The sequence below is a fragment of the Vibrio sp. Vb0888 genome, from assembly GCF_033338835.1.
Taxonomy (GTDB): Bacteria; Pseudomonadota; Gammaproteobacteria; order Enterobacterales; family Vibrionaceae; genus Vibrio; species Vibrio alginolyticus.
Window position 1 is genome coordinate 37,806 of sequence record NZ_JAWOTL010000006.1, and the last position, 15,223, is coordinate 53,028.

Annotated in this window: 16 protein-coding genes; 12 read left to right on the forward strand and 4 right to left on the reverse strand. The window is 45.4% G+C overall.

Annotated features, from left to right (window positions below):
* Positions 1 to 9: 9 nt before the first annotated feature.
* On the forward strand, positions 10 to 1,188 hold the full coding sequence (gene ubiH, locus R7P72_RS10645; RefSeq protein ID WP_017633555.1) for a 2-octaprenyl-6-methoxyphenyl hydroxylase: 1,179 nt from the start codon (positions 10 to 12) through the stop codon (positions 1,186 to 1,188).
* A 31-nt stretch (positions 1,189 to 1,219) separates the two neighbouring features.
* A complete protein-coding gene (locus R7P72_RS10650; protein ID WP_017633554.1) occupies positions 1,220 to 2,428 on the forward strand; it encodes an FAD-dependent 2-octaprenylphenol hydroxylase in 1,209 nt (402 codons plus the stop codon).
* A gap of 65 nt (positions 2,429 to 2,493) precedes the next feature.
* Here the strand turns inward: R7P72_RS10650 and R7P72_RS10655 are convergent, their stop codons facing one another.
* The 3 genes from R7P72_RS10655 to ygfZ form a co-directional block, all read right to left on the reverse strand.
* Positions 2,494 to 2,700, reverse strand: a complete 207-nt coding sequence (locus R7P72_RS10655) for a DUF1107 domain-containing protein (RefSeq protein WP_005380970.1) — start codon at positions 2,698 to 2,700, stop codon at positions 2,494 to 2,496.
* A gap of 638 nt (positions 2,701 to 3,338) precedes the next feature.
* On the reverse strand, positions 3,339 to 3,812 hold the full coding sequence (locus R7P72_RS10660; protein WP_213874890.1) for an aminoacyl-tRNA deacylase: 474 nt from the start codon (positions 3,810 to 3,812) through the stop codon (positions 3,339 to 3,341).
* Positions 3,805 to 4,773: a tRNA-modifying protein YgfZ gene (ygfZ, locus tag R7P72_RS10665; RefSeq protein ID WP_213907432.1), complete on the reverse strand. Its 969-nt coding sequence runs from the start codon at positions 4,771 to 4,773 to the stop codon at positions 3,805 to 3,807. Before ygfZ ends, R7P72_RS10660 begins: the two co-directional genes overlap by 8 nt.
* Before the next feature lie 189 nt (positions 4,774 to 4,962).
* Between ygfZ and R7P72_RS10670 the strand changes: the two genes are divergently transcribed.
* Together R7P72_RS10670 and R7P72_RS10675 are read left to right on the forward strand one after the other, a co-directional pair.
* Positions 4,963 to 5,223: a succinate dehydrogenase assembly factor 2 gene (locus tag R7P72_RS10670; RefSeq protein ID WP_005380951.1), complete on the forward strand. Its 261-nt coding sequence runs from the start codon at positions 4,963 to 4,965 to the stop codon at positions 5,221 to 5,223.
* Positions 5,192 to 5,653, forward strand: coding sequence for a protein YgfX (locus R7P72_RS10675; protein WP_230623489.1), 462 nt, complete (start codon positions 5,192 to 5,194; stop codon positions 5,651 to 5,653). Before R7P72_RS10670 ends, R7P72_RS10675 begins: the two co-directional genes overlap by 32 nt.
* Positions 5,654 to 5,675: 22 nt before the next feature.
* On the opposite strand, the gene nadB is transcribed toward R7P72_RS10675, so the two are convergent.
* Entirely contained in the window at positions 5,676 to 7,289 is a 1,614-nt protein-coding gene (nadB, locus tag R7P72_RS10680; RefSeq protein WP_025998529.1) for an L-aspartate oxidase, read from the reverse strand.
* A gap of 554 nt (positions 7,290 to 7,843) precedes the next feature.
* Here nadB and rpoE point away from each other — a divergent pair.
* From rpoE to era, 8 genes are all read left to right on the forward strand, one after another.
* Positions 7,844 to 8,422 (forward strand): RNA polymerase sigma factor RpoE, encoded by a 579-nt coding sequence (gene rpoE, locus R7P72_RS10685; RefSeq protein WP_005380946.1) that lies wholly within the window; start codon positions 7,844 to 7,846, stop codon positions 8,420 to 8,422.
* Between the two features lie 26 nt (positions 8,423 to 8,448).
* Positions 8,449 to 9,075: a sigma-E factor negative regulatory protein gene (locus R7P72_RS10690; protein WP_005380944.1), complete on the forward strand. Its 627-nt coding sequence runs from the start codon at positions 8,449 to 8,451 to the stop codon at positions 9,073 to 9,075.
* Complete coding sequence (gene rseB / locus R7P72_RS10695) at positions 9,072 to 10,031, forward strand: sigma-E factor regulatory protein RseB (protein ID WP_005380941.1); 960 nt, start codon at positions 9,072 to 9,074, stop codon at positions 10,029 to 10,031. Before R7P72_RS10690 ends, rseB begins: the two co-directional genes overlap by 4 nt.
* Positions 10,032 to 10,033: 2 nt before the next feature.
* A complete protein-coding gene (locus R7P72_RS10700; protein ID WP_005380936.1) occupies positions 10,034 to 10,504 on the forward strand; it encodes a SoxR reducing system RseC family protein in 471 nt (156 codons plus the stop codon).
* A 158-nt stretch (positions 10,505 to 10,662) separates the two neighbouring features.
* Positions 10,663 to 12,456, forward strand: a complete 1,794-nt coding sequence (lepA, locus tag R7P72_RS10705; protein WP_005380934.1) for a translation elongation factor 4 — start codon at positions 10,663 to 10,665, stop codon at positions 12,454 to 12,456.
* 104 nt (positions 12,457 to 12,560) lie between these two features.
* Positions 12,561 to 13,460 (forward strand): signal peptidase I, encoded by a 900-nt coding sequence (lepB, locus tag R7P72_RS10710; protein WP_005380933.1) that lies wholly within the window; start codon positions 12,561 to 12,563, stop codon positions 13,458 to 13,460.
* Between the two features lie 21 nt (positions 13,461 to 13,481).
* Positions 13,482 to 14,159 (forward strand): ribonuclease III, encoded by a 678-nt coding sequence (gene rnc, locus R7P72_RS10715; protein WP_005380932.1) that lies wholly within the window; start codon positions 13,482 to 13,484, stop codon positions 14,157 to 14,159.
* Positions 14,152 to 15,114, forward strand: a complete 963-nt coding sequence (gene era, locus R7P72_RS10720) for a GTPase Era (RefSeq protein WP_005380931.1) — start codon at positions 14,152 to 14,154, stop codon at positions 15,112 to 15,114. Before rnc ends, era begins: the two co-directional genes overlap by 8 nt.
* Positions 15,115 to 15,223 lie beyond the last annotated feature (109 nt).

The following is a 15,223-nucleotide window of genomic DNA, read 5'->3' on the forward strand; positions in this document are numbered from 1 at the left end:
GAGGTTAGTATGAAGCAATATGATGTAGTCATTGCTGGTGGTGCCATGGCTGGTGCAACGTTAGCATTGGCGATTGACCATTTGTCTCAGGGAAAGCTCCGCATTGCCGTCGTTGAGCCTTTTAAAGCACAATCAGATATGCACCCTGGTTTTGACTCTCGCTCAATCGCATTGTCTTACGGTACTGTCAATCTGTTGCGTCAACTACAGCTCTGGACGTCAGTAGAACCGTTTGTCACACCCATTGAACATATCCACGTTTCTGACCGTTCTCATGCTGGGATGACGGAGATTACCAAGCAAGAGGTTGGGGTTGAAGCTCTAGGGTATGTTGTAGAATTAGCCGATGTTGGGCGTGTATATCAAGAATTATTAGACAGCAGCGAATCAATTACGCTGTTTTGTCCTGACTCCGTTACCGATATCGAGCGCGAGCAAAACTGTACCCATGTGACGTTGAAAAGTGGTGAGCAACTTGAAGCAAAACTGCTGGTGGCTGCAGATGGTGCTGTTTCGACCTGTTGTCAGAAAATTGGTCTAGAACTTTCTGAGCAAGATTTTGAACAAGTGGCTGTCATTGCCAATATTGTGACTCAAGAACCTCATCAAGGTAGAGCCTTTGAACGTTTTACTGAAAATGGCCCTGTTGCTTTATTGCCAATGAGTGACAATCGAATGTCCTTAGTTTGGTGTTTGCACCCTGAAGAAGCCCAAGCCGTTCTTGAGTTATCTGATCAAGCATTTCTCCAGCATTTACAGAACGATTTTGGTTGGCGTTTAGGCGCGATGAAAAAAGTGGGGCGTCGTGCAAGTTACCCATTGCTTCTTCGCCATCGAAAGCAAAATATTTCACATCGCTTTGCGATTGTTGGAAATGCGGCGCAAACGCTGCACCCGATAGCTGGACAAGGCTTTAATCTCGGTATTCGCGATGTAGTCTCACTAGCAGAAGAAATTGTGCACCAAAGTGAGGATGTGGGTCTTTATCAAGGCCTGATGCGCTTTAGTCAACGTAGAGAAGCAGATCGAAGCGAAACTATTTGGCTAACCAGTGCCTTGGTGCATGTTTTTTCAAATGATTTACCCGCGATGCGAATTGGCCGAAATACTGCCTTAGCAGCGATGGATAACCTTTCTATTTTTAAGCAGCCGCTACTACGCCATACACTTGGCTTGGTAAAACGATGAACGGCCGCACTGAATTAGGTAATAAAAAGCAATGATGCAAAGTGTAGATATCGCCATCATCGGCGGAGGGATGGTTGGGTTGGCACTTGCTGCCGCGTTCAAAGACAGTGATCTGCGTGTCGCCGTTATTGAAGGGAAAGTGCCAGATGATTCGTTGAAAGAATTGCCCGATGTTCGTGTGTCTGCGCTGAGCCGCTCTAGTGAGACGATTTTGCGTAAACTTGGTGCTTGGCAGGGCATAGAACAGCGCCGAGCTTCACCTTACCATGGCATGGAAGTATGGGAACAAGATAGCTTTGCCAGTATTGAATTTAATGCACAAAGTATGGCACAACCTGATTTAGGGCACATTGTTGAGAATCGTGTGATTCAACTTGCGCTGCTTGAACAAGTCCAAAAGCTCGATAACGTCACTATGTTTATGCCTGCACGTTGCGCGACTCTCGCGGTCGGTGAGCAAGAAAGCTGGCTGACGCTCGATAATGGCCAAGCCATGACCGCTAAATTAGTGGTCGGAGCCGATGGGGCGAATTCGTGGCTTCGCCATCAAATGGATATTCCATTAACGCATTGGGACTATGGTCATCATGCTTTGGTCGCGAATGTCAAAACTGCTATGCCACACAACAGCATTGCGCGCCAGATATTTACTCCTCACGGACCGTTGGCATTTTTGCCAATGTCGCAACCAAATATGTGCTCTATTGTTTGGTCCACGGAGCCAAATCGAGCAGAGCAGTTAGTGGCGATGAGTGAACATGATTTCAATAAAGCGTTGACGAGTGAGTTTGATGCTCGACTTGGTCTATGTGAAGTAGTGGGAGAGCGTGCTGCGTTTCCTTTGAAAATGCGCTATGCGCGAGATTTTGTCGTCGAGCGAGTCGCGCTGGTTGGTGATGCGGCCCATACCATTCACCCATTAGCGGGGCAGGGTGTGAATTTGGGTTTATTAGATGCGGCCAGTCTTGCTCAAGAGGTGTTAGCACTTTGGAAGCAGGGACAAGATATCGGTAGTAAACGCAACCTAAGAAGCTACGAGCGTTGGCGAAAAGCGGAAGCGGCAAAGATGATCGCTACTATGCAAGGGTTTCGAGATTTGTTCTCTGGCGAGAACCCTGCTAAGAAGCTTGTTCGTGGCATTGGCTTGAGTTTAGCGGGGCAACTGCCGGGAGCGAAAGATGAGATCATGAAGCGCGCGCTTGGTTTAAAGGGACACTTGCCGGATCTGGCGCGTCAGTAAGTGCAAAGCGAACTTCAAATACACAAAAGGCTGGTTAATCCAGCCTTTGTTTTATCAACATTTTGCTAAGCATATGCGCATCGGAGTTTCATTATTTCTTGATTGATCTCTTTGACCGCTCGGAAATGGCGTTGCTCTGCTTTCTCCGGCAGTATTAACTTACCGTTATCAAACTCGAATCTACCGACCCCGTAAATATAAATTCTTCCTTTAAAAAGACGACTTATATGTTTAGCAATCATACTTGGTGTATAGCGCTTAAACAGTCTCATATTTACTTTCCTTTTATCTAACCTAGCCTAGGTATTCTACGTTCTGGACGCGAAAATTATTGTGACAGCAATAGTATTAAATACAGATGTAGGGTGTTGCGTCAGAGAATTGTGTTGTCTTAGACAATTTGACAGTGTCATCTCTTAAATAGCGTGAGGATTACCCCAAAAATAACCTCTCTAAAGGAACCCTTACCCAATACACTCCTTTTTACGTGACGCATTAAGCAATAGTTTTGTTACAGAATTAAGAATAGAACGAAAACGGTTGTTTGCTAGTTGTTTCTATTAAGGTCGTGCTTCGCGTAACACACTTTACGTTCTAACGATTAGAGGAAATGAAAGAGAAAAAGTTCCACGTAAAAAAAAGCCCGCTTCAGCGGGCGAATAGTCACAGATGCATTACACAAAAGTGGATAACTAACTGCATGAATGCTGTCACTCAGCTAGCTGACTCACTTTATATTGGTTAAGTGCTTGTTTGAAACTTAACCAACAAATTCAGCATATACGAGTTTTATCTTTGTGACTATTTATGTTTTATATGTGATTAAAAATTCTCATGTCTATTTTTGTAGATATGAGCGAGATCACGCAGTGATAGAAACACTACGTGTCATTACATTGTTTTTAGACGATTAACGACAGATCTCAGCTACGGTCGGCTGGCACAATTGGATAAGATCTTGAATAGAAAGCGCCAGCCCAGCCATTCGATCGCCACTGCTGATCGTGACTTCCTGTTCTTCTAGTAAGCTGGGGTCGAACACGATTGGCATATGACGTTTGAGTAACAGAGGAGTGACAGTACCAACTTTGTAACCAGTGATGGACTCAACATCGGCTTGATCAACACAAGTCATCCGGCGACATTTCAGTAACGAGCGCACTTTTTTGGGATCAACGCTACGATCACCTGGTGCACAGGCGAGTGCATATTGATTACCCATGTCTCGTAGCAAGATTGCTTTCACCATTTGAGAAGGGCGAATGCCGCGTTGGTGCGCGACATCCTCAATGGTGGTTGCTGGTCTTTGATGCGGTAACAGACGAAACGGAACGTGTTGGTCTGTGAGAAATTGCATCAAAGGAGTATTGATTGTATTACTCATCATCAAGACTGTAAGGCAGTGATTCGATTGTCCATTCACATTCTGGTTGCGCAACTAAACGAAGACGAGTGTCTTCATCGAGATTATTAGGCAGTACGATCAGGCCAATCGCGTGATTGTCACTGAACTGGTAGTGATTTAATAAAGCACCTACTGAACGCCAGTTTTCACCTACGCTGCGTTCGAGCTCAATTGGTTCGTCACTGAATGGAGCAGAAGTTGCACCTTTTACGATATACATCGCACGTTTATTGGTACCGCGATACTTCGCTCGTGCTACCGTTTCTTGTCCCGTGTAGCAGCCCTTTGTGAAGCTTATGCCTCCTAAAGCTTGCACGTTAAGTGCTTGTGGAATGTGAGCATTCTGCGCGGATGCAGAGACAAATGGTAAACCTGCCTCAATATCGAAACGATTCCAAAGCGCATTTGTCGTAAAGACAGCGTCGGTAGTTTCAACGATTTGCTGTGCTTCTGGCGCACTTAATATCAGTAACCAGCGCTCTTGTGCAACTTGCACGGCTGTGCCACCGTCAACTGGGCGAACGCTGCCAGTTGTCTTGCTCATTGTTGAAATGAATTCGTCGGCTTTGACGCCAGCAACACCTAAGATAACGTCATCAGAAGCTTCAATCGTTACTTTAGAGAAAATGGCGTATTTCTTTATTTCACTAAGTTCTACGTCAATCGCCGATTTTGGTTGGATCATGCCGTAGCCATCATGATGATGGAAAAGGCGGAACACGCTCCACACTTTGCCTTTCGCATCACAATGTGCGCCCAGTGTTGATTGGTCTTGTTCTAAAGAAACAACATCGCAGGTAACCTGACCTTGTAAGTATGATTTTTTATCATCACCGATCATGGTGATCATGCCGAAGTTATCCAGCAGTGAGATAGATAACTCTGGAAGTGCGTCTTGAGTTGAGAGAGGTAATGCTGAAAAACGAGTTTGCCATTCCATAATTACAATGCCTTTTGAAGATATTTTTCCGCTATGTTATACCCAAATAACCTTGAGATACTAGGGGAGCGATTTACGAATCAACATTTGTCTGCTTTCACTATCGTATTGTGACCCGCACACTAGTGACGTAGCACATCCCTTGTTACACTCCGCACTAACAACAAGACATCTATGAAGGAATAGTGAATGTACACTCCGGAAGAAAAAGCGCGTATTAAATGGGCTTGTCGTCGAGGCATGCTTGAGCTTGACGTAGTAATTATGCCGTTTTTTGAAGAGTGCTTTGATACTCTGAGTGAACAAGAGCAGCGTGACTTTGTTTCTTTACTTGAATGCGATGATCCTGATCTGTTTACTTGGGTAATGGGGCATGGCCGTAGCGAAAATTTAGGTCATGCAGCAATGGTTGATAAAATTGTCGCCCATAACCTCAGCAAAGTTCGTTAATTTTACTGCTTCTCCCTCTCTGACTGCCCGAGTCCTCAATGTTGTACTTTTCTTATTGATGACTTGGGCTGTTATCTTCTCTAGCATTCCGCTCGTATTATCGACTTATTTGTTATTACTGATTGTTAAGGCTCTCTCAAGCCAAGGCCTTGTTCAACCTACAAGTCATGGGCATTGGTATGTGCACTGCGATGGCTCGGTTAGGTTTGATGCCCTTGAGTATGGCGAATACTCGGAAGATATTGAGTCCGAAAAGGGTCATTTACAGCGAGTCGATACATCGGCATCACCATTCAAGATAACATTCCAATTGCAATCTGGCCGTAGTGTTACGATTTGGCGTGATAGCTGTGACGATGAGCAGTATCGTCAACTATCTTTGGTATTACGCCAATGGGAAATGAAACAGGGAGCTAATGCTCCCTGCTGATGTAATAGTTTAATTGGTAAAGTTAAAGCTGTTTAGCTGGAACCAAAATCGTTGGTCCGCTGTTTTCCAGTTGGTTCGGATAGTCAAGCGTGTAGTGCAAACCTCGACTCTCTTTACGCTGCATCGCACAACGAACCATCAACTCTGCTACTTGTAAAAGGTTACGCAGTTCTAATAAGTTGTTCGACACTCGGAAATTGCTGTAGTACTCGTGTGTTTCTTGTTGCAACAGTTGGATACGGCGTAAGGCGCGCTCTAAACGCTTGTCAGTTCGCACAATGCCCATGTAGTCCCACATAAACAGACGAAGCTCGTGCCAGTTGTGCTGAATGATCACTTCTTCATCACTATTGGTTACTTTACTTTCATCCCAACATGGCACCTGTGAGGGTAGCTCAACGTTAGTGTGATGTTTTAGAATATCTTTTGCCGCAGACCAAGCATAAACCACACATTCGAGAAGTGAGTTTGATGCCATGCGGTTAGCACCATGCAGCCCGGTGTAGCTAACTTCACCAATCGCATACAAATTTTTCAGATCGGTGCAGCCATTTCTATCCACCATGACACCGCCACAAGTGTAGTGTGCAGCAGGTACGATTGGGATTGGCTCATTAGTCATGTCAATGCCCAAGTCCATCAAACGTGAATAAATGGTTGGGAAGTGTTTCGTAATAAAGTCAGCAGGCTTATGGCTGATGTCGAGATACATACAGTCGGCACCTAAACGCTTCATTTCGAAGTCGATAGCACGAGCCACGACGTCACGCGGAGCAAGCTCTTTACGTTCATCGAAATCCGGCATAAAGCGAGAGCCATCTGGACGACGCAGGTAAGCACCTTCGCCACGCAACGCTTCAGTCAGCAAGAAGTTACGTGCTTCTGGGTGATATAAACACGTAGGGTGGAACTGGTTAAATTCCATATTCGCCACACGACACCCTGCACGCCAAGCAATCGCAATACCATCACCAGACGACACATCTGGGTTAGAGGTGTATTGATAAACCTTTGAAGCACCACCTGTAGCGAGAACCACAAATTTGGCTCGCACGGTTTCGACATGCTCTTCGTTGCGGTTCCAAATATAAGCACCGATAACTTTGTTTTTATCACCGCCAATTTTGTCTTCGGTGATTAAGTCCAGAGCATTGTGACGTTCGAGAACATGAATGTTTGGATGGTTATGAGCGTTATCTTGCAGGGAGGTTTGCATCGCCATACCTGTCGCATCTGCCGCGTGAAGAATACGACGACGGCTATGACCACCTTCACGAGTTAAGTGGTAGCGAGGTTCATCGTCAGAGTCATCTTCTTCACGATCAAATGGGACACCACCGTCAATCAACCACTGTACACACTCTTTTGAATGCTCAGCAATGAACCTTACGGTCTCCTCATCGCAAATACCATCCCCGGCGATTTGCGTGTCTTCAACGTGTGAATCAATGGTGTCTGACTCATCAAATACGGCAGCGATACCGCCTTGAGCATAGTAGGTTGCCCCTTCGCTGCGTGGTCCTTTACTCAGCACCATCACCTTACAGTGGTTAGCAACGCGCAAAGCCAACGACAAACCTGCCGCGCCACTCCCTACCACTAATACATCACACTCATGTTCACGATTTGTGTTCATATAACTTTTATAATCCCAAGCTAAGGTAACAAAGTTACCTTGTGTATTATTTGCACACCATGTGCATTCCATTATCGCGACATCTGTCGCTAAGGGCTAAGTTGGGAGACCTATCGACGTCCGTGTTACGGCGGTGACTGAGCCACTCTTCTTTTTCATGCAGAGCATGAGCATGCTTCCTAAGTAATAATTTGTAACGCGGTGTTCAGATAGCCATTAGCCATGCAAATGAAAAGTAATAGTTTGTCAATGCCATTGCTTTTCCATGCTCGACCCAGCACAATCTGGGACAGAGATCATTCATTATACCCATTTCCCTCCAAGATGCTCGCTTGTCAAACTTAGACTAAAGTCAGGCAGCGGTGGTCATTTGGGTACAGACATCACACTGTGAAAAAACAATGACAAAAAACTTGAGAAACCATGGAACTTTCTCATTCACGTTAGGGTCACAATAGTGCTCAAGTAAGCAGTGGTGTCAATACTACGTTTTGCATAATTAGTACCCATATCTGAGAAGAGTAGGGGCATAACAAATAGGAGTATCCGCTCGAATGAACGAGCAGCTGACCGATCAAGTATTGATTGAGCGAGTTCAGAATGGCGATAAGCAAGCATTCAACCTGTTGGTAACAAAGTACCAGAATAAGGTATGTAATCTTATTTCCAGATACGTTAGTAATCCTGGCGATGTACCAGATGTAGCACAAGAAGCGTTTATTAAAGCTTACCGAGCTATCCCTAGCTTTCGTGGGGAAAGTGCGTTTTATACGTGGCTGTATCGCATTGCAGTGAATACTGCGAAAAATCACATTGTTGCTCAAGGGCGTAGACCTCCAGCGACAGATGTCGATGCTGAAGATGCTGAATTTTACGAAACAGGTAGTGCACTTAAAGAAATATCGAACCCTGAGAACTTAACGTTGTCCAAAGAATTGCAACGGGTGGTGTTCAGTGCAATCGAAGCTTTACCTGAAGATTTAAAAACCGCAATGACATTACGAGAGCTCGATGGCTTGAGTTATGAAGAAATTGCAGAAGTGATGGATTGCCCGGTAGGAACGGTACGATCGCGTATCTTCCGTGCTCGTGAGGCGGTGGAAAAGAAAATCAGACCTCTTTTGCAACGCTAGTACAAGTAATAACTATGGTGAAAATAATGGCTGACAAAGAAAAACTTTCAGCTCTCATGGATGGAGAATTGGTCGATAAGGCTTTAATTCAAGAGTTAGAGCAAGACCAAGAGAGCCGTGATGCTTGGCAGAACTATCACCTGATTGGTGATGTGATGCGAGGCGAAGCGCCAGCAAAACCTGAGTGGAATATTGCTGAAAGCGTGGCGTTAGCGTTAGAAGATGAACCTGCACACCGTGCGTTTGATTCGCACAGTGCAAATGTTATCTCAATTGCGGATACGCCAAAAGAGTCGCAACCAGAACCGCAAAAAGCAAAACGTCAGTTGCCAGGTTGGTTGACGCAGTTTGGTCAAGTTGCTGTTGCTGCATGTGTATCGCTTGTTGTTATTTTAGGTGTACAGCAGTACGGTGGTAGCGATTCAATGTCGCCGCAAACAGATCAATTACCTGTATTGCAGACGGTTCCGTTTGCTGGCAGCGCAGAACCAGTGAGTTTGACTCGTGAGTCTGTAGAACGTTCTGTAGGCGAGGCAAATATGCAAGAGCAGCGCAAGCGTGTTCATGCTATGCTGCGAGACTACGAATTGCAGTTACGAATTAACAGTGATGCATCTCAACAAGATGCAAATCTGAATCCGGATATTGAATGAAAAAATTTCTGATCAGCGCTTGCGCTCTGTTCAGTATGATGTCTTCTCAAGCCTTTGCTGGTGATAAGCCAGCGGAGGCTTTATTGCATCAAATGAGCGAGGCGAGTAAGAATTTAAGTTACGAACTCTCTTATATCCTTATCAAAAAGAACAGCATTGAGCCGTTGCTGTATCGTCATGCCACGCATGGTGACGATCAATATGCTCATCTTGTCTACTTAAGTGGCCCTGTGCGTGAAGTGATTCGTCGCGGAACTGAAGTAAGTTATATCGAAACGGGTTTAGAACCGTTCACCATCGAGTCAGGTAAAATGGTCGCTCCGACTATGCCTATGCTCAACACCAATATCGATGAGCTAAACTTGTATTACGACTATGTAAAAGTGGGTAGAGCTCGTGAAGCTGGTGTGGCAACACAAGTGCTGCGTATTGTTCCTAAAGACGGTCTGCGCTATTCATACGTACTATGGATCGATGAGAAGAGTAAATTGCCGTTACGTGCCGACCTTGTGGACCGCGATGGTGAGATGCTTGAACAATATCGCACTATTTCTTACACGGTAAACCCAAAAATCGCAGAGTTAATGAGTGGCCTGCAAGATGTTCAATTACCTGCTGTTCTCACCATGCCAAAAGGCGATATTGGGACCAGTAATTGGCAGGTTGGTTGGATCCCTGAGGGTTTCGAACCGAACGAGCTCAACCGCTATCGTATGGCCGTTACTAACCAAATGGTGGAGAGCCAGCTGTATTCTGATGGTCTGTTTAGCTTCTCTGTTTACGTAGCAAACAAAGATGAGCATTCGTTAAAAGGGCAGTTGGTTCGCCAAGGCAGAAGAACGCTACACAGTTTTGTGAGCGGTCAACATGAAATCTCTGTTGTAGGAGACATTCCACCGACCACAGCACAGCGTATCGCCCAATCTGTCACATTTAATGTAACAAAGAGTAAATAACAATGATGACCGCGTTGGCTACCGTGACAGACGTGCATCGTCGCGGCAAGCAATTCGAAATTGATTTAAGTTGCGAACAGCAGACCAGTTGCAGTAGTTGCTCTTCACAGAAAAGCTGTGGAACGGGCGTTGTTACTAAAGCCATTGGTAACAAGAGTTTATCTTGGCACCTGCGCACGGATAAATCGGTGAAAATAGGTCAAGTCGTCGAGATTGGTTTTCCTGAGTCAAGCCTAATAAAATCAGCAATGGCGGTTTATTTACTGCCATTGTTTGGTTTGATTATCGGTGCGATGTTTGGTCACTTCCTATTAGCGCCGCTGACAGCCGGCGGGGAAGGCATCATCATATTGGCATCGGTATTGTTTGCCGCTGGTGGAATGTGGATCGCAAAACGTGTTTCTCGTCCGTTAGAAGATGAATCCAAGCGCCAAGTTACCCTCGTTCGGGTACTTGGAGAGCCAATCCAGTAAGTGCTGTCCCCCTCCACTAAAGGTTATTTGGGTATGTACTTTAAATTACGTGCGCCCGTTAACGAAATTCGGTAGAATCTGCCAACTTGATTGAAATGCCGTCAGTAGATGGCGTTTCTTACTGTCCCTATTTGTAAAGAGTTAGTCACCCTAAATCTATGAAGCACATTCGTAACTTTTCGATTATCGCCCACATCGACCATGGTAAGTCGACCCTATCAGACCGTCTAATCCAAGTTTGTGGCGGGTTAACCGATCGTGAAATGGCCGCACAGGTTCTGGATTCTATGGATCTTGAACGTGAGCGTGGCATCACCATCAAATCTCAGAGTGTGACGCTAAACTACACCGCTAAAGACGGTGAGACGTATCAGCTGAACTTCATCGATACTCCGGGGCACGTTGACTTTGCATATGAAGTATCACGTTCTCTAGCGGCTTGTGAAGGTGCGCTATTGGTTGTGGATGCGGGTCAAGGTGTTGAAGCTCAAACACTGGCTAACTGTTACACCGCGATCGAAATGGATCTAGAGGTTGTGCCAATCTTGAACAAGATTGACCTACCAGCAGCCGATCCTGAGCGTGTAGCGGAAGAAATTGAAGAAATCGTTGGTATCGATGCAATGGAAGCAACCCGCTGTTCTGCGAAGACAGGCATCGGTGTTGATGACGTTCTAGAGAACATTGTGTCAGCGATCCCTGCTCCGGAAGGTGATCCAGATGCGCCACTACAAGCGCTGATCATTGACTCATGGTTTGATAACTACCTTGGCGTTGTTTCTCTAGTGCGTATTAAAAACGGCGAACTGAAGAAGAACGATAAGATCAAAGTGATGAGTACGGGCCAAGTTTGGGGTGTAGACCGCCTTGGTATCTTTACGCCAAAACAAGTAGATACCGATACCCTTCGTACTGGTGAAGTAGGTTGGGTTGTTTGTGGTATCAAAGACATTCTTGGTGCCCCTGTTGGTGATACGCTGACTCTAGCGAAGAATGGTTGTGATAAACCGCTACCTGGCTTTAAGAAAGTTAAACCTCAGGTTTACGCAGGTCTGTTCCCTGTATCTTCCGACGATTACGAAAACTTCCGTGACGCACTAGGCAAACTAAGCCTTAACGACGCATCGCTATTCTACGAGCCAGAAAACTCTGCGGCACTTGGCTTTGGTTTCCGTTGTGGTTTCCTTGGCATGTTGCACATGGAAATCATCCAAGAGCGTCTAGAGCGTGAATACGACTTGGATCTTATTACCACAGCACCAACGGTAGTTTACGAAGTTGAGAAGACGGATGGCGATCTGCTGTATGTTGATAGCCCAGCAAAACTACCAGCGATCAATGACATTGAAGAAATTCGTGAACCGATTGCGCGTTGTAACATCCTTGTGCCTTCAGAGTACCTAGGTAACGTAATCACACTGTGTGTTGAAAAGCGAGGCAGTCAAGTTGATATGGTTTACCACGGTAACCAAGTCGCTGTGACTTACGATATTCCAATGGCTGAAGTGGTACTGGATTTCTTCGATCGTCTGAAATCAACATCACGCGGTTACGCATCTTTGGATTACAACTTCCAGCGTTTTGAAGCTTCGAACATGGTACGTGTAGACGTTCTTCTTAACGGTGACACTGTTGATGCATTGGCGATGATCACACACAAAGATCAGTCTCAGACTCGCGGTCGTCAGTTGGTAGAGAAGATGAAAGAATTCATCCCTCGCCAAATGTTTGATATCGCAATCCAAGCGGCAATTGGTAACCACATTATCGCTCGTTCAACGGTAAAACAGTTGCGTAAGAATGTTATTGCGAAATGTTACGGCGGTGACGTAAGTCGTAAGAAGAAACTTCTGAAGAAACAGAAAGAAGGTAAGAAACGCATGAAGCAGATCGGTAACGTTGAGCTGCCTCAAGAAGCGTTCCTAGCCATCCTTCACGTAGGTAAAGACTAAAGTTGAACTTTGTCTCACACTTGTCGGTCTTAAGACGTTAGATATTAAAATAAGTGAAAGGGTTTCGGCTCTTTCACTTTCGTATTTTTAGATAAGGGAATTTAATGGCGAATACATTCTCACTGATGTTGGTTATTGCGACTTTGGTAACTGGCGTGGTTTGGCTATTGGAAAAGCTGGTTTTCGCGAAAAAGCGTCAGGAAAAACTGGCTGAGATTCAAGCTCAGACGTCTAATGGTTTGGATGCAGTGACCTTGCAAAAAGTTGAGCGTCAGCCTTGGTGGGTTGAAAATAGCGTCTCTATTTTCCCTGTGATCGCGTTCGTTTTAGTATTACGTTCTTTTATCTACGAACCATTTCAAATCCCATCAGGCTCAATGATGCCTACCTTGCTGGTTGGCGATTTCATTTTAGTTGAGAAGTACGCGTACGGTCTAAAAGACCCAGTATGGCGTACTCAGCTAGTGGAAACTGGTAAGCCTGAGCGTGGTGATATCGTGGTATTCAAATACCCACCACAACCAAGTGTGGACTACATTAAGCGTGTAGTTGGTTTACCTGGTGATATCGTGCGTTATTCAAGTGATAAGCAGCTTTGCGTGCAAAGCCAAGGCGAATCGGCATGTAAGCCAGTTAAACTGAGCAATGTTGAAGAAAGTCAGTTTAGCTCGAACGGTATTCCAATGATCCAACTGGATGAAAAATTGGGTAACGTTGAGCACAATATTTTGGTTAACCCTCTTGTGCGTAACCGCGTGGAGCAATATTTCCCACGCAGCGGAACGACAGAGTGGGTTGTACCACAAGGTCAGTATTTTGTGATGGGTGATAACCGTGACAACAGTGCTGACAGCCGTTACTGGGGCTTTGTTCCAGAAGCAAACTTAGTCGGTAAAGCTGTCGCGATCTGGATCAGCTTCGAGTTTGATCGTGGCGCAGATAGTGTTCTACCTTCATGGATTCCAACTGGTGTGCGTTTTAACCGCATCGGTGGCATTCACTAACCATTCAAATATCGAGAGAGTATGAATTCTCCAATTGATAAACTAGAGAGAAAGCTCGGCTACCAGTTTCAAGATGCCGGGCTTATCAATTTGGCGCTGACGCACCGCAGCGCCAACAGTAAGCACAATGAACGTCTTGAGTTTCTGGGCGATTCAATTTTAAGTTTTGTCATCGCTGATGATCTGTACCATCGTTTCCCAAAAGTGAACGAAGGTGACATGAGCCGCATGCGTGCTACTTTGGTTCGCGGACATACATTGGCGGAACTGGGTCGTGAATTCGATCTAGGAGATTATTTAAAATTAGGTCCAGGTGAATTGAAGAGTGGCGGTTTTCGCCGAGACTCTATTTTAGCCGATGCGGTTGAAGCCATTATTGGCGCAATTTACCTAGACAGTGATCTTGAAGTTGTGCGAGGCATTGTACTGAGTTGGTATCAGTCACGCCTTGAAGCCATTAAACCAGGCGTTTCACAGAAAGATCCGAAAACTCGCCTACAAGAGTTCCTACAAGGCAGAAGAAAACCGCTGCCTGTCTACACAGTGACTAATATTAAAGGTGAAGCGCACAACCAAGAGTTCACGGTTGAGTGCGAAGTAGCAGGTGTGGATAAGCCTGTAATCGGTAAAGGCACCAGCCGCCGCAAGGCAGAACAAGCGGCTGCTGAAACAGCACTTGAGCAATTAACAAATGGCTGATAACGAATTCGATATCGATGCGTTTTTCGCATCACAGGGTGAGCCAAGCTCGCCAGAAAACCAACACTGTGGCTTTATTGCTATTGTTGGTCGTCCAAACGTAGGTAAGTCGACACTTTTGAACAAGATTTTGGGTCAGAAGATTTCGATCACCTCTCGTAAGCCGCAAACGACACGCCACCGTATTATGGGTGTGGATACGGACGGCGATTACCAAGCGATTTACGTCGACACGCCTGGACTTCACATTGAAGAAAAGCGTGCGATCAACCGTTTGATGAACCGTGCAGCTAACTCGTCATTGAGTGATGTAAACCTTGTGTTCTTCTTAGTCGATGGTACGCATTGGACTAAAGACGATGAGATGGTGCTGACCAAACTTCAAAAATCGAACTTCCCAGTTGTGCTTTGTGTAAACAAGGTCGACAACGTACAAGATCGTAACGACGTGATGCTACACATGGCGGAGATGTCGAAGAAGATGGACTTCGTGGATGTTGTGCCAATCTCTGCCAAGCAAGGTAAGAACATTGACGTACTGCGTAAGCACGTGCGTAATCACTTACCTAAAGCAACGCATCACTTCCCAGAAGAATACGTGACTGACCGTTCTCAGCGTTTTATGGCGTCTGAGATTGTGCGTGAAAAGCTGATGCGCTTTACTGGTGAAGAGCTGCCATACTCAGTAACGGTTGAAATTGAACGTTTTGATTACAACCCCGAAACCGACGGTTTCCACATCAATGCCTTGATTCTTGTTGAGCGTAATGGTCAGAAGAAAATGGTGATTGGCAAAGGCGGCGAGAAGATTAAAACCATTGGTCGCGAAGCGCGTTTGGATATGGAAGAATTGTTCGGTCGTAAAGTTTACCTAGAAACCTGGGTAAAAGTGAAATCTGGCTGGGCAGACGACGAACGAGCGTTGCGTTCGTTGGGTTATATAGACGATTTATAATCTTGGCTGCGAAGGTGCTTCGCTCCAACATCGATGAAAAATCAGTATCGATTAAAATAAGGAGCCGCTCGGCTCCTTATTTTTTATTTCACACTTTTTAGGCACAATG